This window comes from Proteus sp. ZN5 (genome assembly GCF_011046025.1).
In the GTDB taxonomy this organism is placed as follows: Bacteria; Pseudomonadota; Gammaproteobacteria; order Enterobacterales; family Enterobacteriaceae; genus Proteus.
Window position 1 is genome coordinate 490,314 of record NZ_CP047639.1, and the last position, 23,021, is coordinate 513,334.

Below are 23,021 nucleotides of genomic sequence, written 5' to 3' on the forward strand. Positions count from 1 at the left end.
TAAAACGGTTACTTATGACCAATTGGCAGTACTGTTCTGCCATACATCTCATTTAATACTTCAGCCATTGCAAGATAAAAAGCACTGGCACCACAAATAATACCTTCAAAACCTGCAATTTTTAAAATCAGCGCATTGCCAGTGATATTTCCTATCGCCAGTAAAGCAAATAAAACTGTCAGACTTAAAAAGACAAACTGTAGCGCTCTATTAGCTTTTAACGTGCCAATAAACATGAAAAAGGTAAAAATTCCCCATAACGCTAAAAACACACCTAAAAAGAGAGGTGTTGTTGGCTCGCTTAAACCCATCACTGGTAATAACCAAATTCCAACCAATGTTATCCAAAAGAAGCCGTAAGAGGTAAATGCAGTGGCGCCAAAAGTGTTGCCTTTTTTGAACTCAAAAATTCCAGCAATAACTTGAGCGATCCCACCATAAAAAATTCCCATACTCATAATGACTGAGACTACAGGGAAAAAACCGGCATTATGTATGTTCAACAAAATCGTTGTCATACCAAAACCCATTAAACCTAATGGACCCGGATTGGCAATGCGTTCGTTAGTCATAAAACCTAAAACCTCTAAAAATAATAGGGGAAAATTAAAAAAAATTTGAAGGCGCTGGATGATAAGAGGTAATAGGTCTAAAAACAATGATCCCAAAGGGTATATTTTTGAATAACTGCTAGCACTGATCCCAAGGGGAAATAACTAGTGGATTTAACTTAAAGAAAAGAAGTATTTAGTGATAGATGCTTATATCACCAAAAAGAACAATTAAAAATAAAGGTCTATAATTTAAAGGTTAATATCAATCAGTTGATACATTAATACTTAAATTTACCTTAACATGCAGTTTTATACATAGAAATGAAATAAAATCTAATACATTAATTAGTTGAATTATTAACCTATAAGCGAGCTTGTTATGAAAAAAATACTTGTATTATTAATCGGTAGTACTTTGGCTTTTGCATCTCAAGCAAGTACAACACATGAAGGTGGTTTTCAAGGCTCTATTCAAGCATCCACTATTGAACAAGGTGGATTTAAAGGCCCTTCTATTAGTGAAACGACTGTTGCTAAAGCAAAAGATCTTTCCGATGACACTTGGGTTATCTTAACGGGCAAAATTACCAAAAAAATTGGCGATGAGCTGTATATTTTTGAAGATAGCACCGGCGGTATCAATGTAGATATTGATAATAAAAGATGGCGCGGACAAACAGTCACACCTGAGAATACGGTCAGAATTGAAGGTAAAGTTGATAAAGAGTGGACAAGTACAGAGATCGACGTAAAACAAATTACCATTATCAAATAATTTGTCTTTAAATTAAAATTATCCTGATTATTATAAAAGCTAATATATTGAAATATATTAGCTTTTTATTTTTTACTTTTTTACTTTTTTACTTTTTTACTTTTTTACTTTTTTATATTTTAGTTTAATCAATAAAATTGGATCCTTTATACAAATTTCTCCGCTTTAACCTCAAGCTAAGTTTAGGTTTATAGTTATTACCAGTTAAAGCACAACCACTCTTCGCAAGAGGTGATTTAACTCATGAGATACCCTCATAGTCGTTTACATCCTAACTACTCTACGTTTACCCTGTTTTCTCCATTTTAAGCCTGCTATGCAGGCTTTTTTTCTACTTATATCAAGTCATATTCTCGAAAAACATCAAAAAAAGATAAATAAAATATTATTTATACCTTTGTTTTCTATAAATATTTTTTTACAAAACTCTACGCGTTTATACCTTAATTAAATTGACCTTCCAGTAGGGGGAAAGATTATTGTTTCGTCTATCAACTTAATGAAAGGAATTAACAATGAAAAAGTTATTACTGCCTTCTATCATTGCAATCTCTGCTTTTACAAGTACAGCTTATGCTTCTAACCATAATGTTGTTGAGGTTTATAAAACAGAGAGTTGTGGATGCTGTACTCTATGGGCTGATGGTGTAAAAGAAGCTGGCTTTAACGTTAAAGTGAATATCGTTTCAGAAACACAATTAATGGAAAAGTACCAACAAGCAGGTGTACCTAATAATTTATTAAGTTGCCACTTTGCGACTTATCAAGGTAAAGACTTAGTCGGACATATCCCGGTTGATAGCTTAAAAAATATCGACTTAGTGGATAAATCTAAATCCGGTATTGCTGTTGGGGGAATGCCTGCGGGAAGTTTAGGTATGTATGCCGGTGATTATAAAGAGCCTTACCAAGTTATCGCTTTTGATAAATCAGGTAACCAATCTTTATTTAAGTCTTACAACTAGTTTTTTTACTTATTTTTCTTAGTTAGTTTTATTTTTACTGTATGTTGTTTTAATAGCGATATATCTCTCCGATAGTGCTATTTTCCTCTGCCTGTTATCGATTGCAGGCAGAGTTTTATTTTTGAATAGTAAATAATGTTGGCACAATAGGATTAGCAGGTGAAGGTTTTAAAAAAAATAGACAAATCAATCCTAAAACAACAAACCATGTTATTAAATGAAATCCATCTATAAAGGATGCAACATGAGACTCTCTTGTTATTAAAGCCATGACATCTTGAACGTTATCAAGCCCCTTTCCTAATAGTTTTTGCTCCCCTGTTTGCACATAACCCCTTAATGACCCTTGATGTGTATCATAAGATATTCTTAAATACGTATTCATTAAGGCCCCAGCTAGCGCTGGCATTAATACTCTTGCTATTGAAATATAAGCCCCAAGATGCAACGCTTCACTGGGTTTAATATTGGTCACAAATGAAGCAATTAAACCAATTAATAAAATACATTCTCCAATAGCTTGTACCACAATAAGCAAAAAGAAATCGTCCGATCTCCACTGATAAGTAATTTGATGACCAAGTAAACAAGAAACACCAATAATAGTAATTCCGATCATCACCACTAAACGAGGTTCTAGCCGACGTGCGATAATAATGGCTAGAGGACTACAAAGAAGATAGGTAATAAAACCAACATTGCTTATTTCTCCTATTTGTTGTGCTTTAAAGCCTGCAACAATACTCAAAAAAGAAGGCACTAATAATGAATTAGGCAACATTAAAAAACCGTATAAACAAGCAATGACAAAACAGACCCTTAAATTATAATTTGTAAGCCAATTTAAATATCCAAAACTTTTGCTATAAGTTACAGCTCTAATAATAAAAGTAAGTATTAAAATAGCGCTACCAAGTAAACAAGAAATAATTAGTCCTGAATCCCACCATCCAAGTAATTCACCTTGAATAACACTAATATATAATAGAGTTAAACCTAGACATTTTAATGTCATTCCTCCCCAATCACTTTGTGCAAGTTGCTCTTTATTGATAGGTGTAATTGGCATTCCACGCCAAGCAAAAAACATAATAGCTAACGAAAATAACATTGAAATCCAATAGAGCCAGCGCCAATTTAATATTTCGAATATTGAACCAGATATTCCTACTCCTGCATCCATTCCGACTGAAACTCGTAGGCTATAAGCCGCCATAACGATTAGCCAAACATTAGGATTTAAACTTCTTAATGCCAAAGATATTGTCATTGGCAAATAGACTCCCAAACAAAAACCAATCAAAAAATGCAGTATTAATAAAAAAGGTAGCCCAATAAAATCACCACTACTAGAGACCAAAATACAACAGAAAAAAAATAACAAGCTTGAGCTAATTAATATTTTCTCAGCACCATAAATCACCATAAACCAAGGTACTAATGTCATACTGATTAACTGAGCAGAATTAATTGCTACGTTTAGCCAAGAACCTTGCACTATATCTAGAGCAAAAATACCGCGTAAATCAGCTAAAGACATAGAAAACATACGAATAAATAGCGTAGATAAAATCGCACCAAGAAAAACAGAAAATACTATAAATAAAGGTCTGTTTTCTTGTGCTCCTGACAAGAAATTAAGCGTCATTATCAACCTCCTCTATAGATAAGCTTTCTGTGTCTATTTTTACCTCGGCAGACATACCAGCACGCAATTTAGCTAATAATTTATTATTACTATCAAAAGTGATGTAAACAGGAATACGTTGAACAACTTTAGTGAAATTGCCACTCGTATTATCGGCAGGAATTAGTGCCGATTCGCCACTACTTTGCGCGCCAATATAACGAACTTTTCCTTGATATGTTTCATTAGGAAAAGCATCTATATTGATAGAAACAGTTTGTTCAGGAAGAATTTTTTTTATCTGTGTCTCTTTTAAATTCGCAATGATGTAAATATGATTTAAAGGAGTCAGTGTGACGATTTCTGTGCCAGGTGTAACTAAACTACCAAGATTGACTTTTATTTTATTTAACTGAGCATCAAAAGGGGCTTCTATTCTTGTATAAGTAAGTTCTGTTTCTGTTTGTTGATAACGTGTTTGAGCAATATTTTTTTCTGTTAGACGTATTTCTTCTTGAGCTTTAAGTAATACCAATGATTGTTTAGCTTGCTCCCATTCATTTTTAGCTGCGCTTTGTAATTTTATTAAACGTTGTAAATCAGATTGAGCGTCAAGGTAATTTTGTTGAGTTATAGCCCCACTTCGAATCAAATCTTTTCGTAATAAAGGATTTCTTTTCGCTTGAGCGACATCAATGACAGTCGCTTCATAGCGATTATGTAAAGTTTCGATATTAAGTTCAGACGCTTTTATCTCTTCTTTTAAATTATTAAGCTGTAATTGTGCTTTTTTAAACTCAGCAATAGCAGCCTCTTTACTAAGTAACTGTTCGTTATTATTGATAAAAGCAATAATATCTCCTTGTTTCACAAACTGATAATCCTCCTTTTTTATTTCAGAAATAAATCCCGTCATTCTTGATTTTAATATTGTAGGGTCTGTTTTTATGTAGGCATTATCAGTGGATTGATATCGTGCATCACTCCACCATTTATCCCAATCTAACGTTGCAGTTGTAATCAATACAATAACTAAAATGACAGCAATCCAAGGAGTATAAGTCATTATAAATTCTGTTATTTTTTCTTTTCTTGATGGCATATTATTCATATTTCATTCCCAAATAACGATATTTCCACTCACTCAACCCTCAATCTAACATTGTTAGGTTGTGTAAATATGGTAAACTAACATTGTTAGATAGAAAAGAAGAAAATGAGAATTATTTATGAAAACACCTAAAATTGAACGGCTGAAAGTATTGGATACCGCCCTTACATTACTAGAAACAGAAGGTATTGAAGGCTTAACAATGCGTAAACTAGCGGATGCTTTACAGATAAAAGCAGCCTCTCTCTATTGGCACTTTGATAACAAACAGACGTTAATTGAAGGGATCGCGGATAGAATAGTCAGCGATGTTGCTATAGATTTTGAATTTCATAATGATTGGAAAAAAGATATAGCACGTCTTTCTGGTGATTTAAGAAACGCATTTTTACTTCATCGAGACGGAGCAAGAGTATTTGCAGGTACTTATGTCATTTCTGAAAATGTATTACGTATAAATAATACTTTTATTAATGCAATTATGCAGTCAGGTGCTTCTGCTCAATTAGCCAGCAAGATGACAATGGCGTTACTCTATTTTATTTTAGGATGTTGTATTGAACAACAATCCGTTATGCTCATTGAAAAAGTAGAATTAATGAATAAAAGAGAAGCATTTGAGCAATTAGTCCAAGATAAATTCCCTCAAACTTGGCAAGCAAGAGATGTGCTTTTTGCCGATGATTTTACAAGCCGTTTCGAATTTGGGTTAGAGCAATTATTACTCGGTTTTCAGCATCAAATTAATTAAATTAAAAAAATAGCCGCTTACTATATGCGGCTATTTTAATTTTCTTATTTTATAAATCAGACAGGGCCATAGCTAATAGCGGTTGCGATACCAATTGCTGCCATACCAATCACCGTCCAAATGAGCAATATTGGGAAAACAAATTTAACCCAACGAGTCCAAGGCACTTTACCCACTGCCAATACTGCCATTAATACGCCAGATGTTGGTGTAATAATGTTAGTAAATCCATCACCTAACTTAAGGATCAATACACCAGTTTGGCGAGTGAGATCCAAGATATCTAAGATAGGTACCATAATTGGCATCACAATAGAAGCTTGTCCAGTTCCTGATGTTACTAATAAATTGAATAATAAATTAAAGAAATAAAGTAACTGCGCTCCCCAAAAATGAGAGGTTTGCTGTAATGGAACGAGTGTGGCTTGAACAATAGAATCCAGTACACGACCTTCATCTAAAATAACAATCACAGCTCTAGCAATACCGACGACTAATGCACCATAAACTAAGGATTGAGCGCCTTTCATAAAGGTTTTTATATAGTCATTAGGGCCAATTTTAAACATCGCCGCAACCACAACACTCATCATAATAAAGATGGCAGATAAGTGCTCAATTCCCCATTTATATTCAAATGCACCGTATAAAAACAATCCAATAAATGCAATAAAGACCACAAGACTCAATTTCTGCATTAAAGAGAAAGTACCGTCCACGGTTTGATCTTTGTTAGCATCATAATCAGGATCATCTGCTGCTAGTCCATACATATAACTTTTAGCTGGATTATTCGCGATACGTCTTGCATACCAAACAATATAAGCAATAGTGACCACAATCAGAACTGAGAATAATACAATTCTAAAAATCACACCTGAAAATAAAGGCACTTCAGCTAAGGTTTGTGCTGTACCTAAAATAGTAGGGTCTAAAACACCGACTGCATTTCCTGCATAATATCCTAGGTAAACAACAGCAACTCCCGTTATGGCATCTAATTTCATCGAACGCGAAAGGGCTATTCCTATTGGAATAAAAGCAATAACCGCATTTGCAGCCAATCCTAATGATGAAAGCATTCCAAATATAAACGCAACGGTAATAATCAGTGCTTGATAATTACCTTTTGTTTTGACAATTAACGCATTGATCCCTGAATCAATAGAGCGAGTTCTATCATAAATAGCAATTGCACCACCAATCATAAAGATCAGAAAAATAATACTCGCTGACTGCTTTAATCCTACAGGAATAGCATAAAAAACATCCATTAATGAAGCTGGATTTTGGTCAACATAACCAAAACTACCCGGTACAACACGATTTAGCCCATTTACTGTTTCGCGTTCATAAGTTCCTGCTGGGATTAAATAAGTCGCAATAGCCGCTAAGATAACGATGCCAAAAATAATAATAAAAGCATCAGGCATAGCCCACTTTATTTTTTTATTCTTATCCATACATTCACCTTATTGAGACAAGCGCTTTAAAATATTGGCAAATAGCACCGTTCTTTCAGTTAATGAAGGCAAATCAATATATTCCTTATCGCTGTGTTGATACCCCCCAATAGGGCCTAAGCCATCTACACTAGGAGTGCCAACACCCGCGGTAAATGAAGCATCAGAACCACCACCAGTTGAAATATCTTCAATATCAAGACCAAGCAGATGAGCTTGCTCTTTGATCATGTCAATTAATGCACCACTTTCAGGAGTTTTGACCATAGGAGGGCGATTAATACCGCCATTAAGTGTAAGCTTAATTCCTTCTAATACAGGTTTGCTGCATACTTCTCTTACAAGTTTATCAATTTCAACACCTTGCTCATCGGTTGAAATACGAACGTCAATCTCAGCACACGCATTAGGTGCAACGGTATTAACTGATGTACCACCAGAAATTAATCCTACGTTGACAGAAAGGCCGTCATCATGACGAGAAAGTGCGTGCAATGCTTGGATTTTATAAGAGAGCTCTTGAATAGCGCTAATTCCCGCTTCTGGTGCAATACCAGAGTGAGATGCTTTACCTTCAATTAAAAGCTCATAAGTTCCCACACCTCGACGCGCACTCACAATCGCTCCATTAGCACGAGCTGGCTCCATCACTAAGGCATAGGATTTATTCTTGGCATACTGTTCAATTAGACCACGAGAGGTTTTTGAGCCAATCTCTTCATCACAATTCAGGAAAATTTCAACATTTTTATAAGCACTATTGCCTGATTGTATCAGTGCATTGATCGCGTAATAAGTCAGAACATGACTGGCTTTCATATCAATAACGCCAGGGCCGTAAGCGCGAGTACCTTCGATACTAAATGGACGCTCTGCCACTGTTCCTTTAGGGAAAACTGTATCAAGATGAGCAGCAATGAAAATTTGTGGATCTTTAGCTTCTTTATGCACTAAACGGTAGTTATTCCCTAGTTTGTCATTTTTAAAAATTTCAACAACAAAACCGAGTTTTTCATAACGCTGGATAAGTAAATTAGCAACAGCATCAACGCCCTCTTTATCATAAGAGCCACTTTCTGTGTTCACTAATTCTTTTAAAAATTCAACCATTTCATTGTATTGTGAATTAATTGTGTTTTGCATTTCTCTTACCTCTTGTAATTATAATTTGCAGTTTTTCTTAGCTTACTTTTGAGCTTTATTTCTCCTGAAAGAACTCGCTTATAAACTGCAATAAAACGCTAAGTAACAATCATTAGCATTAATTTTTAATTTTCATTGGTTGTTAATAAATAAAACAACCTTAAACTTTACATATATTTAATATGATTGCATCTATTTTTTAAAATCATAACAACAATTAATTAAACAACCAATAAATGCAATTTAAAGAAATATATTTTTAAATAAGAGATCAGAGGAGATAAGAGAGTTAACCTGAACATTGCTTGACTGTTTTAATAAGAAATTAGAAAAATAAAACCAAATAAAACGTAAAAAAATCTCATTTTAAATCAAATTAATATAGATAAAATAAAATACCGATATAATAAAAGATCAAATAAAACACAGAATGCCTATAAAAATAAAAAACATAATTATCAATATAAACAGTACATTAAAATATTTACTGTAACTATTTTTTAAATTATAAAATATAATTTATTTTTATTATTAAATATTTTATTCCTAGAAAAGATAAATAAATGTTCTTATTGAATAAGAGGATTTATTTAGTTATTTTTTCTTTAAGTTAAGCGAACCTCATTAATCATTATTAACGATTATTATTATTGACGTTGTTGCTAATGAGCAGCATTAGCCTTATTTAATAAATTTTACTTATATCTAAAGACCTAGATATATGATAAATATAATAAAAAACCCAGTGTATCTGTTAAGATCTCACTGGGTTCAAGTATAAATAACAATAAATTATTTATAAAAAGCTAATTTTTATTCAACCGTAACCGATTTTGCTAAGTTACGAGGTTGGTCTACGTCTGTGCCTTTAATTAAAGCAACATGATAAGACAACAACTGTAATGGTACGGTATAGAAAATCGGTGCGATCAGTTCTTCAACGTGAGGCAGTGAAATTAACTTCATCGTTTCGTTTTCTTCAAAGCCTGCATCTTGATCAGCAAACACATACAGTAAACCACCACGTGCCCGAACTTCTTCGATATTAGATTTTAATTTCTCTAATAATTCATTGTTTGGAGCAATGATGATAACTGGCATATCTGCATCAATTAATGCTAATGGGCCGTGTTTTAATTCACCAGCAGCATATGCTTCAGCATGAATATAAGAAATCTCTTTTAGCTTTAATGCACCTTCTACCGCAATCGGGTATTGGTCGCCACGACCTAAGAATAAAGCATGGCTTTTTTCTGAGAAGTCTTCAGCTAACGCTTCAATCACTTTATCTTTCGATAACATGCTTTCAATGCGGCTTGGCAATGCATGTAATGCTGTTGAAACTTCCTGTTCTAATGTCGCGACACCTTTAATACGTCCCATATATGCCACCAGCATTAATAGAACGGTTAACTGTGTTGTAAATGCTTTGGTCGATGCAACACCAATTTCAGCACCCGCTTTAGTCATTAAAACAAATTCAGACTCACGAACTAAAGAAGAGCCAGCAACGTTACAAATTGCTAAAGAAGATAAATAACCTAGCTCTTTAGATAAACGTAAAGCAGCTAATGTATCTGCTGTTTCACCTGATTGAGATAATGTGATCAGTAAGCTATTACGGCGAGTTGCTGGTTTGCGGTAGCGATATTCTGATGCAATTTCAACATCACAAGGAATACCTGCTAAAGATTCAAACCAATAACGAGAAACCATACCTGCGTTATAAGAAGTCCCGCAAGCTACAATTTGAATATGTTCAACTTTAGATAAGATCTCTTCAGCTTTAGGCCCTAACTCACTGAGATCGATAGTTTCTGATTTTAAACGACCTTCAAGGGTGTTTTTAATCGCAAGAGGTTGTTCATAGATCTCTTTTTGCATGTAGTGACGGTAAACACCTTTATCACCCGCATCGTATTGAACATTTGATTCAATCGTATCACGATTAACTTCATTGCCATTCACATCAAAAACATGAACGTGGCGACGAGTAATTTCAACAATATCCCCTTCTTCAAGGTAGATAAAGCGGCGGGTAACAGGTAATAGAGCCAATTGGTCAGAAGCAAGGAAGTTTTCACCTACCCCAAGACCTACCACCAGCGGACTACCAGAACGAGCTGCCACTAATAACTCAGGTGTACGGCTATCCATAATAACGGTACCGTAAGCACCACGTAATTGAGGAATAACGCGTTGTACAACTTCACGTAATGTACCACCTTGACGCTGTTCCCAGTTAACAAGGTGAGCAATTACTTCAGTGTCAGTTTGAGAGGCAAACTGATACCCTTTTTTAATTAATTCTGCTTTCAGTTCTTGGTAGTTTTCGATAATGCCATTATGTACAACCGCAATCGTACCTGATACATGAGGATGCGCATTATCTTCACAAGGTTCACCATGCGTTGCCCAACGTGTATGAGCAATACCTGTACCACCAATCACTTGTGTCTTTTCTGCTTCATCAGCCAACATTTGCACTTTGCCAGCTTCACGCAGACGTGTCATTTTACAGTCATTATCCACAACCGCTAAACCCGCAGAATCATAACCGCGGTATTCTAAACGACGTAAGCCTTCAATTAAGATTTCAGCGATATCGCGTTGTGCAACTGCACCTACTATTCCACACATTGTGTTATTCCTAAAACTGTGCGTTTATTCGCACTTGGATGTCTTATACCTGATTGGCTTATTCCCCAAGCCATTGTAGAAAGCGGGGATATTTTTTTGTTTTTAGAATAATAGCGTACAAGAAAAGGGCGATAATTAAATATACGCCCTTATCTTAAAATTATTGTTTTTTCTTCACTGGACGTTTCCATCCACTGATATGAGTTTGCTTAACTCGACTGATCACTAATTCGTTTTCATTCACGTTTTTAGTGAGTGTTGTTCCCGCACCAATTGTTGCTCCATTAGCAACAGTCACTGGTGCCACTAATTGGGTATCTGAGCCAATAAAGACATCATCACCAATAACTGTTTTGAATTTATTCGCACCATCGTAGTTACAAGTAATAGTACCTGCACCAATATTAACATTAGCGCCTACTTCAGTATCACCTAAGTAAGTTAGATGGCCGGCTTTAGAGCCAACTCCTAAACTTGCTTTTTTCATCTCAACAAAGTTACCAACATGAGCTTTATCCGCTAATTCACTACCAGGGCGAAGACGTGCAAAAGGCCCAACAGTACACTCTTGTGCTAAGTTTGCATCCTCGATCACCGTATATGGGCTAATAATCGAGTTATCACCAATCACACAGTTTTTCAGGACACAACCTGTACCAATTTCAACGTTATTCCCTAAAGTCACATCACCTTCAATGATAACGTTAGTATCAATCACGACATCTTTACCGTGAGTTAATGTGCCACGTAAATCAAAGCGCGCCGGATCAAGCAACATAACGCCTTCTAATAATAAACGTTCTGCTTGTTCTGTTTGGTAAATACGTTCTAATGCAGCCAGTTGTAAACGGTTATTCACGCCTTCCATTTCACTATGACGACGAGGGTGAGCCGTTTCAATTTTACGGCCTTCTTTATACGCTAATGCGATAATGTCAGTAATGTAATACTCTTTTTGTGCATTGTTATTATTGAGTTTACCTAACCAACGTTTTAAATCACCACCGTTTGCTACTAAAATACCCGTATTGATTTCAGTAATTTTGAGTTGTTCTTCAGAAGCATCTTTTTGTTCGATAATGCCAGTCACTTCGCCATTTTCACGAACAATACGACCATAGCCCGTTGGGTTATCTAAAATAACCGTTAATAAGCCAATACCGCCTTCTGGTTTTACTTCAATTAAACGTTCTAACGTTTCTTTGGTGATAAGTGGAACATCACCATAAAGCATCAGGATATCTTCATCATCAGCAAAGAAAGGCGCAGCTTGCTGCATTGCGTGACCTGTTCCTAGTTGCTCTGCTTGTAGTACCCAATTAACAGGTTGTGAACCTAATTTTTCTTTCATTAGTTCACCACCGTGCCCATAGACAAGGTGTGTTTGTTGAGCACCTAATGACTTGGCAGTATCAATCACATGTTGCACCATGGATTTACCCGCAAGTTTATGAAGAACTTTAGGTAACTGTGAATACATGCGGGTGCCTTTTCCCGCAGCAAGAATAACAACGCTTTTAGCTGAATTAGACATAATTAACCCGATAACTCCCGTAAAGAATGGCAAGTAAACCTGTTTATGCCAAATAATACTACATATTTCGTCACACAAAATATTTCATGACGCAAAAAAGCCAGTTAGCGAAGAACCAACTGGCTTTTTTAATCATAGACTGCCTATTTACATCAACGTCGAGTCAATTCGATTACACGTAGTTTTGCAATCGCTTTGGCTAATTCTGCTGATGCTTGAGCATAATCAACATCACCATGAGAGGATTGAATGTGTTCTTCAGCTTTACGCTTAGATTCCAACGCTTTCGCTTCATCCAAATCACGACCACGGATAGCTGTATCTGCCAGTACAATGACGCCAGTCGGCTGAACTTCGAGAATACCACCTGAAAGGTAGATAACCTCTTCTTCGCCCGATGTTTTTACGACACGTACCATGCCCGGTTTTATGGCAGTTAATAACGGGGTATGCTGCGGATAAATACCGAGCTCACCTTCGCTACCAGTTACCTGAATTCGTTTGACTTCGCCGTCATATAACTGCTTTTCAGCGCTGACAACTTTCAGGTGGAACGATGTATCGGCCATATCAACCTCCCGTCAGCCGTATTAAAGCTTCTTAGCTTTTTCTACTGCTTCTTCGATAGTACCAACCATGTAGAACGCCTGCTCTGGCAGGTGGTCATAATCACCGTTCAGAATACCTTTAAAGCCACGGATAGTGTCTTTCAGGGAAACGAACTTACCTGGTGAACCGGTAAATACTTCAGCAACGAAGAATGGCTGAGATAGGAAGCGCTGGATCTTACGCGCACGCGCAACAACCAGTTTATCTTCTTCTGACAGTTCATCCATACCTAAGATAGCGATGATGTCTTTCAGTTCCTGATAACGTTGCAGGATAGACTGAACACCACGAGCGACATCATAGTGCTCTTGGCCAACTACCAGTGGGTCTAACTGACGACTGGTTGAATCCAGTGGGTCAACCGCAGGGTAGATACCTAATGAAGCAATTTGACGGCTCAGTACAACTGTCGCATCTAAGTGAGCAAACGTTGTTGCTGGTGATGGGTCAGTTAAGTCATCCGCAGGTACGTATACAGCCTGTACAGAGGTGATTGAACCTGTTTTGGTTGAAGTGATACGTTCTTGCAGAACACCCATCTCTTCAGCCAATGTTGGCTGGTAACCTACCGCTGATGGCATACGACCTAACAGTGCTGATACTTCAGTACCTGCTAAGGTGTAACGATAGATGTTATCGACGAATAACAGTACGTCACGGCCTTCATCACGGAATTTTTCAGCCATAGTCAGACCAGTCAGTGCTACACGCAGACGGTTTCCTGGTGGCTCATTCATCTGACCATAAACTAACGATACTTTGTCAAGAACGTTAGAATCTGTCATTTCATGATAGAAGTCGTTACCCTCACGAGTACGCTCACCAACACCGGCAAATACAGAGTAACCTGAGTGCTCGATCGCGATGTTACGGATCAATTCCATCATGTTAACTGTTTTACCAACACCCGCACCACCAAACAGACCTACTTTACCACCTTTAGCAAACGGACAGATTAAGTCCATTACTTTGATACCGGTTTCAAGCAGTTCTTGTGAGTTTGATAACTCTTCGTAGGTTGGTGCTTCACGGTGGATAGACCAACGTTCTTCAGTTGCAATATCACCTTTCATATCGATAGGTGTACCCAGAACGTTCATGATACGTCCCAGTGTTGCTTTACCTACTGGTACTTCAATTGGGTGGCCCAAGTTTTCAACTTTTAAGCCACGGCTTAAACCGTCTGATGTACCCATTGCGATACAACGAACGATACCACCGCCTAACTGTTGCTGAACTTCCAGCACCAGTTTTTCTTTACCATTCATAACCTCAAGAGCGTCATATACTTTAGGGACGCTATCCTGAGGGAACTCGGCGTCCACTACGGCGCCGATTACCTGGACAATCTTTCCAGTAGCCATCTTGAATCCTCTACGTAATTCGTAAACCTAGCTGTTATACCGCGGCTGCACCAGACACAATTTCTGTAAGTTCCTGAGTAATGCTTGCTTGGCGTGCTTTGTTGTACACCAATTGCAGTTCTTTAATCAGGTTTCCACCGTTATCTGTAGCGGCTTTCATCGCGACCATTCGGGCGGCCTGCTCACTCGCTAAGTTCTCTACGACGCTCTGGTAAACTTGCGATTCGATATAACGACGCAGTAAAGTATCCAGTAACGCCTTAGGATCAGGTTCGTACAGATAATCCCAAGATTTTTCTTTCAGCTCTTCATCATCACCTGGTGGTAATGGTAAAACCTGAAGAATTTTAGGCTCTTGAGCCATGGTATTGATGAACTTATTTGCCACCACATACAGTTTATCTAAACGACCTTCGTCATAAGCCTGCAACATGATATTGACTGGACCGATAAGGTCTGACAGTTTTGGATCATCGCCCATACCAGTTACTTGACCAACAACATTCCCGCCAACTGAGCCAAAGAATGAAGCGGCTTTAGAACCGACTAGTGCTAAATCTACCTGCACACCTTTTTCAGACCACTCTTTCATGTCTGCCAGCAGTTTTTTGAACAAGTTAATGTTCAAACCACCACACAAACCACGGTCGGTCGAAACAACCAGGTACCCGACACGTTTAACTTCACGCTCTTCGAGGTATGGATGTTTGTATTCCAGATTCCCTAACGCAAGGTGACCAATCACACTGCGCATGGTTTCTGCATAAGGACGGCTGGCTGCCATGCGTTCCTGCGTTTTACGCATTTTCGACGCGGCGACCATCTCCATCGCTTTAGTGATCTTCTGTGTGTTTTGCACACTGGCGATCTTCGAACGTATCTCTTTTGCGCCGGCCATTTCTGCTTCTCCTCATGAACCAGACGGCCTAATGTTTAACTATTAGGCCGAATAGTTATTACCAGGACTGAGTCGCTTTGAAGTTTTCTAGCACGCCTTTCAGCTTCGCTTCGATTTCTTCGTTATAAGTACCAGTCTGGTTGATTTCTTTCAATAAATCAGCATGTTCACGAGAGGCATAAGCTAATAAAGCCGCTTCAAATGGCACAACTTTTGAAATTTCAACATCTTCCAGATAACCACGTTCTGCTGCAAACAGTGATAAAGACTGTTGTGCTACAGACATTGGTTCGTACTGTTTCTGTTTCAGCAATTCAGTCACTTTCTGACCGTGGTTCAATTGTTTACGGGTAGCATCATCCAGATCTGAAGCGAACTGTGAGAATGCTGCCAGCTCACGATACTGCGCAAGTGCAGTACGAATACCACCAGAAAGTTTCTTCATGATCTTAGTCTGAGCTGCACCACCTACACGAGATACGGAGATCCCTGGGTTAACAGCTGGACGGATACCTGCGTTAAACAGGTTAGATTCTAAGAAGATCTGACCATCGGTAATAGAGATTACGTTCGTAGGAACGAATGCAGAAACGTCCCCTGCTTGCGTTTCGATAATTGGTAACGCAGTCAGAGAGCCGGTTTGGCCTTTAACTTCACCATTAGTGAAAGCTTCTACGTACTCAGCATTAACGCGAGCAGCACGCTCCAGTAAACGGGAGTGCAGATAGAAAACGTCACCAGGGTATGCTTCACGTCCAGGTGGACGACGAAGTAACAGTGAAATTTGACGGTATGCGACAGCCTGTTTAGACAGGTCATCATAAATAATCAGAGCATCTTCACCACGGTCACGGAAGTATTCACCCATTGCGCAACCTGAATAAGGAGCTAGGTATTGCAGCGCTGCTGATTCTGATGCAGAAGCAACAACAACAATGGTGTTTTCTAACGCGCCATGTTCTTCTAATTTACGAACAACGTTCGAAATAGTAGAGGCTTTCTGACCGATAGCGACATAGATACATTTAATGCCAGAGTCGCGTTGGTTGATGATCGCATCGACAGCCAGAGCAGTTTTACCTGTTTGACGGTCACCGATAATCAATTCACGCTGACCACGACCGATTGGGATCATGGCATCGACGGATTTGTAACCTGTTTGTACAGGCTGATCAACTGATTGACGGTCGATAACACCAGGAGCAATCATCTCAACAGGTGAGAATCCATCATGCTCTACTGCACCTTTACCATCAATCGGCTCACCCAGTGTGTTTACCACACGGCCAAGCAGACCACGCCCTACAGGTACTTCCAGAATACGACCTGTACATTTAACTTTCATGCCTTCTGCTAAGTCAGCATAAGGACCCATCACAACCGCACCAACAGAGTCGCGCTCTAAGTTCAGTGCGATAGCGAAACGGTTACCCGGCAGTGCGATCATCTCACCCTGCATAACTTCGGCTAAACCGTGGATACGAATAATACCGTCACTAACGGATACAATCGTACCTTCATTGTGAGCTTCACTCACTACATTGAACTGAGCAATGCGCTGCTTGATCAGTTCGCTGATTTCAGTGGAATTCAGTTGCATATGCTCCAGTCCCCTTAAGACTGCAAGACGTCCGTTAATCGCTCTAAACGGCCACGAATACTGCCATCGATGACGAGGTCACCGGCGCGTATAATCATGCCTGCGATAACAGACTTATCAATTTTGCAATTCAGCTTCACTTTGCGTGATAGACGTTTTTCCATCGCTGCAGAAATGTTAGCTAGCTGCTGTTTAGTTAGCTCAATGGCAGAAGTTACTTCAACGTCAACCGTTGACTCTAGTACTGCGCGCAATTGAATAAATTGGCTCAATACTTCAGGCAACGTTGATAAACGGCCATTATCAGCCATAACACGAATTAAATTCTGAGCATGACCATCTAATTGTTCGCCACAAAGGTCAACAAAGATGTCAGCCAGTTTTTCTGATGCTAAAGAACCAGAAAGTAATTCGGTTACCTGCTCATTGCGTGCTACTTCAGCGGTGAACGCCAGCATAACCTGCCATTTATCGACAGCCTGGTTTTCCACAGCAAAGTCAAAAGCTGCTTTGGCGTAGGGGCGAGCTACCGTTGCTATTTCAGACATGCCCCTCCCTCCTTACAGTTCAGCGACCAGTTTATCAACGATGTCGCTATTAGCAGCTTCATCCACGGAACGTTCAATAATTTTCTCGGCACCTGCGATAGCCAGCATTGCGACTTGTTTACGAAGTTCTTCACGAGCACGTTTACGCTCTGCATCCAATTCGGATTGAGCTTGTGCAACGATCTTACTACGTTCTTGCTCTGCTTCTGCTTTAGCATCTTCAATCATTTGAGTGCGTTGTTTATTCGCGGATTCAATGATTGCTTGAGCTTCTGCTTTTGCTTTCGCTAGCTGATCGCCTGCATCGGCTTTCGCTAAATCTAAGTCCTTTTTAGCACGTTCTGCAGATGATAAACCGTCAGCAATTTCTTTTTGACGTTTTTCAATGGCCGCCATAATTGGTGGCCATACGAATTTCATACAGAACAAAACAAACAGGACAAATGCGACGGCCTGGCCGAGGATTGTTGCATTTAAATTCACAGCACAATACCTCTTTCTTGGTTATTAACTAACTTGATGCTTTTACTGCTCATTGCCATCATTAGGCAACAGCAAACATCACGTAAAGGCCCAGACCCACAGCAATCATTGGGATGGCGTCAACCAGACCCATAACGATAAAGAACTGTGTACGCAGAAGAGGGATCAGATCAGGCTGACGAGCAGCACCTTCTAAAAATTTGCCTCCGAGGATTCCGATACCGATTGCAGCACCGATTGCAGCTAAACCCATCATAATAGCGGCAGCCATGTACAGCAGATCCATACTCAGGTTTTCCATGACAGTCTCCAGTTTGTTTCAGTTATTTCTTCAAAGAGTTAATAATTAATGTTCTTCAGATGCCATCGACAGATAGACAATCGTTAGAACCATGAAAATAAATGCTTGTAACGTAATAATCAGTATGTGGAATATTGCCCAAGGAAGGCTTAATAACCACTGTGACCACCACGGTAACAGACCAGCAATAAGAATAAAGATCAGTTCACCTGCATACATGTTACCAAACAGTCGAAGACCGAGGGAAACAGGTTTTGATAGCAGGCTTACCCCTTCCAAGATTAAGTTGATAGGAATAAAAATTGGGTGATTAAAAGGCTGTAAAGTCAGCTCTTTTGTAAACCCTTTTATGCCTTTCATCTTAATGCTATAGAAAAGGATCAGGATAAATACACCAATTGCCATCGATAGAGTAATACTTACGTCCGCAGTCGGAACGATGCGTAACGCTGGTAACCCTAAGATGTGTTCACCGATATAAGGGATGAAGTCGATTGGTAATAAATCCAGGGCATTCATTAACAGCACCCAAACGAACACAGTCAATGCCAAAGGTGCAATGACCTTGCTCTTTCCGTGATACATATCACGGACGCTGCTATCAACGAAACCAATGATCATTTCTACTGCAGTCTGGAATTTTCCCGGTACGCCACTGGTTGCTCTTACTGCTACTTTTCTAAACAGCCATAGGAACAGAGCTCCCATTAGTACTGAAAAGAAAAGTGAGTCAATATTTAACACCCAGAATGATGGCGCATTTTCAGCATGGGGATTGACCAACTCGAAAGTACGCAGGTCCAACTGAAGGTTATTCAGGTGGTGACCTATGTAGTCTCTAGTGGTTAATGCTTCTCCTGATGCAGACATGATGCCAATTACCCTTTTGTTGTTAAAAACGCTAACCGTTAATGACGGCTGGTGCAACGACCTGCATAACAAGCACCGCTAAGTAGGTCATGACCAGTGGTGCAAATGCCGCTTTAAACACTCCTAAAGCAACAATCAGCAAGGCTATTGATAATATAACCTTCAACCCTTCACTGAAAGCAAAAAGCCAGTTTATGCGAACTGGAGCTTCTTCTTCGTTGACTTTTTGTAAGCGCATTAACAAAAGAAAAGCAATATTGGGTAACCAACATGCCAATCCGCCTAAAAAAGCTGAAAAACTCCAGTCTGTACTCTTTAAGTAGAAACCCGCACTGAGAATAACAAAAGTCATAAACTGCAAAAATAACAGTTTCAGTGCAACTTTCCCGTTGTAGAGGGAGACAGACATGACGTTTGTATTCTCCAGACTAGCTATCGTAAAAGGTATTACTGAATGATGTATCAAACTGTCTTTGCTATAAAGTGTCAAGTGACAAAAACGAGCAAATTATACGGGGCGTGGCAATGAATTCAATCAATAAGTAGCGAAAAAGTGAAGATTAATTTAAATTTCTTACCAAGGTTCCATTTATGAAAAATGATTAAGAACAAAAAGAGTAAAAATAATAGAGCTGAAGAAAATAAATAGAGTGATGCACATCACAAATATAAAAGTATAAATAAAGCTTATTTCATAAATTATATAACGGAGTTAACAAATAACCTCCCTTTTATGAACAATTTAGTGGCAATTGAAAAATAATTAGCCAATTTTCAATTAAATAAATTCAATATTTTTATAATGCACAGAATTATTAATTTATTTTGGAAATAAAAAGAGAAAAACTAAGGTTACAAAGAGAATTAAAGCAAAAGATAATAAAATGTTAATTTATTGTTTTATTAAAGTGAACTTTAATGACTCTCATAAATCCCCATAAAACAAATGGCGATAACATTGTAAATATTATCGCCAGAGCACAAAAAATGAAAAAAGGATCAGTAAGACTCGAAAATTTTGATTAAATAATCACCAAATGTCTTTGTTCATTCAATTCAGGTATCGATAAGCTAATCACTTTTTCAGGCATTTTTAATCCATTATCAGCAAGTTCATCTAACTCTTCTTGATGAATTTGTCCTTTCAATGCATAAAAACGACCGTGTTCTTCAGTCACTAAATGAGAGCACCAAGAGAGCATATCGTTCATAGAGGCAAATGCTCGACTGATAACGCCATCAAAAGGTTTCTCTGTTTGGTATTCTTCAACACGGTATTGAACTGGCTCAATATTATTAAGTCCTAGTTCGTGCTGAACTTGCTTCATAAAGCGAACACGCTTACCTAAGCTATCCAATAATACAAAGTGATGATCGGGACGCATTATCGCTAGTGGAATACCGGGCAATCCAGGCCCAGTTCCCACATCAATAAATCTGTCACCTTCAAGATATTGGCTCACAACAATGCTATCCAAGATATGACGGATAAGCATTTGCTGTGGATCTCTTACAGATGTGAGATTGTAGGCTTTATTCCATTTATCAAGCATCGCAACATAACCTGTAAGTTTTTCAGCTTGAATATCGGTAAGCTCTATATTGGCTTGCTTAGCCAGCTTTTTTAGCCGATTAAGTAAGTCACTCATGATGCACTCCTGCGTAATAGGCCCTGTTTTTTCAACCAAACTAATAAAATGGAAATAGCAGCAGGTGTGACTCCTGAGATCCGCGATGCTTGTCCGATCGATGTTGGTTTGTGATCGTTAAGTTTTGCAATAACTTCGTTAGATAATCCGCTAACTTGTTTATAGTCCAGATCAATCGGTAACGCAGCATTTTCGTTACGTAGTTGTTTTTCGATCTCTTCTTTCTGGCGACTAATGTAGCCTTCGTACTTAACTTGGATCTCAACTTGTTCAGCTGCTTGCGGTTTTGAATCATCAATACCTGGTGCAAAACGAGTAATATTCTTCAGTATGTCGTAAGTCATTTCAGGGCGACGTAATAAATCTTCACCATTAGCTTCTTTAGATAATGGTGTATTTAGTAATCCATTGATTTCTGAAAGATTATCAGCTTGTGGATGAACCCAAATGTTTCTTAAACGTTGACGTTCTTTTTCAACAAGCTCAACTTTTTCACTAAATTGTGCCCAACGGTTGTCATCAACCATACCTAATTCACGACCAATTTCGGTTAGACGTAAATCAGCATTATCTTCACGTAACATCAAGCGATATTCAGCACGAGAAGTAAACATGCGGTATGGCTCTTTTGTACCAAGAGTACAAAGATCGTCAACTAATACACCAATATATGCTTGATCACGACGAGGGAACCAACCTTCTTGATCGAAGGCATAACGTGCCGCATTAAGTCCTGCGAGCATGCCTTGAGCAGCGGCTTCTTCATAACCCGTTGTACCGTTAATTTGGCCAGCAAAGAATAATCCGTTGATAAATTTACTTTCTAGCGTTTGTTTTAGATCTCTAGGATCGAAGAAGTCATATTCAATAGCATAACCAGGTCTAATGATCTTCGCATTTTCCATACCTTTCATGGAATTTACGATTTGCATTTGAACATCAAAAGGTAAGCTTGTTGAAATACCATTTGGGTAAATTTCGTTACTTGTTAAACCTTCAGGCTCTAAAAAGATCTGATGTGAATTACGATCAGCAAATCTCATCACTTTATCTTCAATAGATGGGCAATAACGAGGCCCTATTCCTTCGATGACGCCAGCGTACATTGGGCTACGATCGAGGTTATTACGAATAACTTCGTGCGTTTTTTCGTTTGTGTATGTGATATGGCAAGGCATTTGTTCAGGATGCTGATCCACATTTCCTAAAAACGAGAAAACAGGCATTGGAGTATCACCCAACTGAACAGCTAATTGGCTAAAATCGATAGTTCTAGCATCAATACGGGGTGGTGTACCTGTTTTTAAACGACCTACACGTAGTGGTAATTCGCGTAGTCTGTGTGATAACGAAACTGAAGGTGGATCACCTGCTCGACCACCACTGTAATTTTCTAAACCAATATGGATTTTACCATCTAGGAAAGTACCAACGGTTAGAACAACAGATTTAGCACGGAATTTTAAGCCCATGCGGGTAACAGCACCCGTTACTTGGTCATTTTCAACAATGAGATCTTCAACAGGTTGTTGGAAGATCATTAAATTAGGTTGATTTTCAAGAGTAGTACGAACAGCTTGGCGATAAAGAACACGGTCAGCCTGTGCTCTTGTTGCTCTTACAGCTGGGCCCTTACTTGCGTTAAGGGTTCTGAATTGGATCCCTGCATGGTCAATAGCGGTTGCCATTAATCCACCCATGGCATCGATCTCTTTTACCAGATGCCCTTTACCAATCCCACCAATAGCTGGGTTACAAGACATTTGGCCCAAAGTATCAATATTGTGGGTCAGTAATAGGGTTTGACGCCCCATACGAGCTGCAGCCATAGCGGCTTCTGTACCGGCGTGACCACCACCGATGACAATGACGTCAAAGTGTTCTGGATAAAACATGTGTGAACCTTAAATGTTACGAATGCTGAATGTGTTGCATTGGGAAAACGAATTCTACTCAACTTTTTGACAGATACAAGCGAGCAGATCCGCAGGTAATTATTTAAAGATCTTTTTATTTAAAGATCTCTTTATTAGATCTTTTATTAAGGAAGCGATCCTCTGTGGATAAGTGGATTTTCTATTTAAAGATCATAAAAGTGTAAAGGATCATATACTGTGAATGATCCGTGATCTATCT

21 protein-coding genes are annotated in these 23,021 nt (G+C 38.5%); 3 read left to right on the top strand and 18 right to left on the bottom strand.

From position 1 onward, the window contains the following. Positions 1-8 precede the first annotated feature (8 nt). Positions 9-572, bottom strand: coding sequence for an acetate uptake transporter (satP, locus tag GTK47_RS02380; RefSeq protein WP_165122018.1), 564 nt, complete (start codon positions 570-572; stop codon positions 9-11). Positions 573-933: 361 nt separating this feature from the next. On the opposite strand from satP, the gene GTK47_RS02385 reads away from it, so the two are divergent. Together GTK47_RS02385 and GTK47_RS02390 are read left to right on the top strand one after the other, a co-directional pair. Beyond that, positions 934-1,329 carry a NirD/YgiW/YdeI family stress tolerance protein gene (locus tag GTK47_RS02385; RefSeq protein ID WP_165122019.1) on the top strand — a complete coding sequence of 132 codons (396 nt, stop codon included), beginning with the start codon at positions 934-936 and terminating at the stop codon, positions 1,327-1,329. 515 nt (positions 1,330-1,844) lie between these two features. Then, positions 1,845-2,294, top strand: a complete 450-nt coding sequence (locus tag GTK47_RS02390; protein WP_098941542.1) for a DUF411 domain-containing protein — start codon at positions 1,845-1,847, stop codon at positions 2,292-2,294. Positions 2,295-2,409: 115 nt separating this feature from the next. Here the strand turns inward: GTK47_RS02390 and GTK47_RS02395 are convergent, their stop codons facing one another. Both GTK47_RS02395 and GTK47_RS02400 read right to left on the bottom strand, forming a co-directional pair. Next, entirely contained in the window at positions 2,410-3,942 is a 1,533-nt protein-coding gene (locus GTK47_RS02395) for an MFS transporter (RefSeq protein WP_165122020.1), read from the bottom strand. Then, positions 3,932-5,032 carry an HlyD family secretion protein gene (locus GTK47_RS02400; RefSeq protein ID WP_206535875.1) on the bottom strand — a complete coding sequence of 367 codons (1,101 nt, stop codon included), beginning with the start codon at positions 5,030-5,032 and terminating at the stop codon, positions 3,932-3,934. The genes GTK47_RS02395 and GTK47_RS02400 overlap by 11 nt, the downstream gene beginning before the upstream one ends. A 118-nt stretch (positions 5,033-5,150) precedes the next feature. On the opposite strand from GTK47_RS02400, the gene GTK47_RS02405 reads away from it, so the two are divergent. Next, the gene (locus GTK47_RS02405) at positions 5,151-5,783 is read left to right on the top strand and encodes a TetR/AcrR family transcriptional regulator C-terminal domain-containing protein (protein ID WP_165122021.1); all 633 of its coding nucleotides are present in this window, start codon (positions 5,151-5,153) and stop codon (positions 5,781-5,783) included. Positions 5,784-5,839: 56 nt separating this feature from the next. Here the strand turns inward: GTK47_RS02405 and GTK47_RS02410 are convergent, their stop codons facing one another. The 15 genes from GTK47_RS02410 to mnmG all read right to left on the bottom strand — a co-directional run bounded on the left by GTK47_RS02410 (position 5,840) and on the right by mnmG (position 22,780). Beyond that, the gene (locus tag GTK47_RS02410) at positions 5,840-7,246 is read right to left on the bottom strand and encodes an AbgT family transporter (protein WP_165122022.1); all 1,407 of its coding nucleotides are present in this window, start codon (positions 7,244-7,246) and stop codon (positions 5,840-5,842) included. A 9-nt stretch (positions 7,247-7,255) separates the two neighbouring features. Further along, positions 7,256-8,389 carry a M20 family metallopeptidase gene (locus GTK47_RS02415; RefSeq protein ID WP_165122023.1) on the bottom strand — a complete coding sequence of 378 codons (1,134 nt, stop codon included), beginning with the start codon at positions 8,387-8,389 and terminating at the stop codon, positions 7,256-7,258. Between the two features lie 813 nt (positions 8,390-9,202). Then, positions 9,203-11,029: a glutamine--fructose-6-phosphate transaminase (isomerizing) gene (gene glmS, locus GTK47_RS02420; protein ID WP_109394515.1), complete on the bottom strand. Its 1,827-nt coding sequence runs from the start codon at positions 11,027-11,029 to the stop codon at positions 9,203-9,205. 160 nt (positions 11,030-11,189) lie between these two features. Then, positions 11,190-12,563, bottom strand: a complete 1,374-nt coding sequence (gene glmU / locus GTK47_RS02425; RefSeq protein ID WP_098941544.1) for a bifunctional UDP-N-acetylglucosamine diphosphorylase/glucosamine-1-phosphate N-acetyltransferase GlmU — start codon at positions 12,561-12,563, stop codon at positions 11,190-11,192. Between the two features lie 152 nt (positions 12,564-12,715). Then, the gene (locus GTK47_RS02430; protein WP_006534340.1) at positions 12,716-13,132 is read right to left on the bottom strand and encodes a F0F1 ATP synthase subunit epsilon; all 417 of its coding nucleotides are present in this window, start codon (positions 13,130-13,132) and stop codon (positions 12,716-12,718) included. Between the two features lie 21 nt (positions 13,133-13,153). Further along, on the bottom strand, positions 13,154-14,536 hold the full coding sequence (gene atpD, locus GTK47_RS02435; protein ID WP_023583323.1) for a F0F1 ATP synthase subunit beta: 1,383 nt from the start codon (positions 14,534-14,536) through the stop codon (positions 13,154-13,156). A gap of 34 nt (positions 14,537-14,570) precedes the next feature. Further along, positions 14,571-15,434 carry a F0F1 ATP synthase subunit gamma gene (gene atpG / locus GTK47_RS02440; protein ID WP_036933511.1) on the bottom strand — a complete coding sequence of 288 codons (864 nt, stop codon included), beginning with the start codon at positions 15,432-15,434 and terminating at the stop codon, positions 14,571-14,573. Between the two features lie 58 nt (positions 15,435-15,492). Continuing rightward, entirely contained in the window at positions 15,493-17,034 is a 1,542-nt protein-coding gene (gene atpA, locus GTK47_RS02445; RefSeq protein WP_165122024.1) for a F0F1 ATP synthase subunit alpha, read from the bottom strand. A gap of 14 nt (positions 17,035-17,048) precedes the next feature. Beyond that, entirely contained in the window at positions 17,049-17,582 is a 534-nt protein-coding gene (atpH, locus tag GTK47_RS02450) for a F0F1 ATP synthase subunit delta (protein ID WP_006534344.1), read from the bottom strand. Between the two features lie 12 nt (positions 17,583-17,594). Then, entirely contained in the window at positions 17,595-18,065 is a 471-nt protein-coding gene (gene atpF, locus GTK47_RS02455; protein WP_036914499.1) for a F0F1 ATP synthase subunit B, read from the bottom strand. A gap of 61 nt (positions 18,066-18,126) precedes the next feature. After that, positions 18,127-18,366 (bottom strand): F0F1 ATP synthase subunit C, encoded by a 240-nt coding sequence (atpE, locus tag GTK47_RS02460; RefSeq protein ID WP_004246596.1) that lies wholly within the window; start codon positions 18,364-18,366, stop codon positions 18,127-18,129. Between the two features lie 45 nt (positions 18,367-18,411). After that, on the bottom strand, positions 18,412-19,236 hold the full coding sequence (atpB, locus tag GTK47_RS02465; protein ID WP_023583322.1) for a F0F1 ATP synthase subunit A: 825 nt from the start codon (positions 19,234-19,236) through the stop codon (positions 18,412-18,414). A 31-nt stretch (positions 19,237-19,267) separates the two neighbouring features. After that, a complete protein-coding gene (atpI, locus tag GTK47_RS02470; RefSeq protein ID WP_088494183.1) occupies positions 19,268-19,645 on the bottom strand; it encodes a F0F1 ATP synthase subunit I in 378 nt (125 codons plus the stop codon). 613 nt (positions 19,646-20,258) lie between these two features. Next, complete coding sequence (rsmG, locus tag GTK47_RS02475; protein WP_165122025.1) at positions 20,259-20,885, bottom strand: 16S rRNA (guanine(527)-N(7))-methyltransferase RsmG; 627 nt, start codon at positions 20,883-20,885, stop codon at positions 20,259-20,261. After that, positions 20,882-22,780 carry a tRNA uridine-5-carboxymethylaminomethyl(34) synthesis enzyme MnmG gene (gene mnmG / locus GTK47_RS02480; protein ID WP_165122026.1) on the bottom strand — a complete coding sequence of 633 codons (1,899 nt, stop codon included), beginning with the start codon at positions 22,778-22,780 and terminating at the stop codon, positions 20,882-20,884. Before mnmG ends, rsmG begins: the two co-directional genes overlap by 4 nt. Positions 22,781-23,021: the final 241 nt, after the last annotated feature.

Bases quoted from the DNA above. Each gene is read 5' to 3' on its own strand.
- atpD (WP_023583323.1), bottom strand. From the start codon at position 14,536: ATGGCTACTGGAAAGATTGTCCAGGTAATCGGCGCCGTAGTGGACGCC.
- GTK47_RS02390 (WP_098941542.1), top strand. From the start codon at position 1,845: ATGAAAAAGTTATTACTGCCTTCTATCATTGCAATCTCTGCTTTTACA.
- rsmG (WP_165122025.1), bottom strand. From the start codon at position 20,885: ATGAGTGACTTACTTAATCGGCTAAAAAAGCTGGCTAAGCAAGCCAAT.
- atpA (WP_165122024.1), bottom strand. From the start codon at position 17,034: ATGCAACTGAATTCCACTGAAATCAGCGAACTGATCAAGCAGCGCATT.
- GTK47_RS02410 (WP_165122022.1), bottom strand. From the start codon at position 7,246: ATGGATAAGAATAAAAAAATAAAGTGGGCTATGCCTGATGCTTTTATT.
- atpE (WP_004246596.1), bottom strand. From the start codon at position 18,366: ATGGAAAACCTGAGTATGGATCTGCTGTACATGGCTGCCGCTATTATG.
- mnmG (WP_165122026.1), bottom strand. From the start codon at position 22,780: ATGTTTTATCCAGAACACTTTGACGTCATTGTCATCGGTGGTGGTCAC.
- atpH (WP_006534344.1), bottom strand. From the start codon at position 17,582: ATGTCTGAAATAGCAACGGTAGCTCGCCCCTACGCCAAAGCAGCTTTT.
- atpG (WP_036933511.1), bottom strand. From the start codon at position 15,434: ATGGCCGGCGCAAAAGAGATACGTTCGAAGATCGCCAGTGTGCAAAAC.
- GTK47_RS02415 (WP_165122023.1), bottom strand. From the start codon at position 8,389: ATGCAAAACACAATTAATTCACAATACAATGAAATGGTTGAATTTTTA.
- satP (WP_165122018.1), bottom strand. From the start codon at position 572: ATGACTAACGAACGCATTGCCAATCCGGGTCCATTAGGTTTAATGGGT.
- atpB (WP_023583322.1), bottom strand. From the start codon at position 19,236: ATGTCTGCATCAGGAGAAGCATTAACCACTAGAGACTACATAGGTCAC.
- GTK47_RS02385 (WP_165122019.1), top strand. From the start codon at position 934: ATGAAAAAAATACTTGTATTATTAATCGGTAGTACTTTGGCTTTTGCA.
- GTK47_RS02400 (WP_206535875.1), bottom strand. From the start codon at position 5,032: ATGAATAATATGCCATCAAGAAAAGAAAAAATAACAGAATTTATAATG.
- glmU (WP_098941544.1), bottom strand. From the start codon at position 12,563: ATGTCTAATTCAGCTAAAAGCGTTGTTATTCTTGCTGCGGGAAAAGGC.
- GTK47_RS02430 (WP_006534340.1), bottom strand. From the start codon at position 13,132: ATGGCCGATACATCGTTCCACCTGAAAGTTGTCAGCGCTGAAAAGCAG.
- GTK47_RS02395 (WP_165122020.1), bottom strand. From the start codon at position 3,942: ATGACGCTTAATTTCTTGTCAGGAGCACAAGAAAACAGACCTTTATTT.
- glmS (WP_109394515.1), bottom strand. From the start codon at position 11,029: ATGTGTGGAATAGTAGGTGCAGTTGCACAACGCGATATCGCTGAAATC.
- GTK47_RS02405 (WP_165122021.1), top strand. From the start codon at position 5,151: ATGAAAACACCTAAAATTGAACGGCTGAAAGTATTGGATACCGCCCTT.
- atpI (WP_088494183.1), bottom strand. From the start codon at position 19,645: ATGTCTGTCTCCCTCTACAACGGGAAAGTTGCACTGAAACTGTTATTT.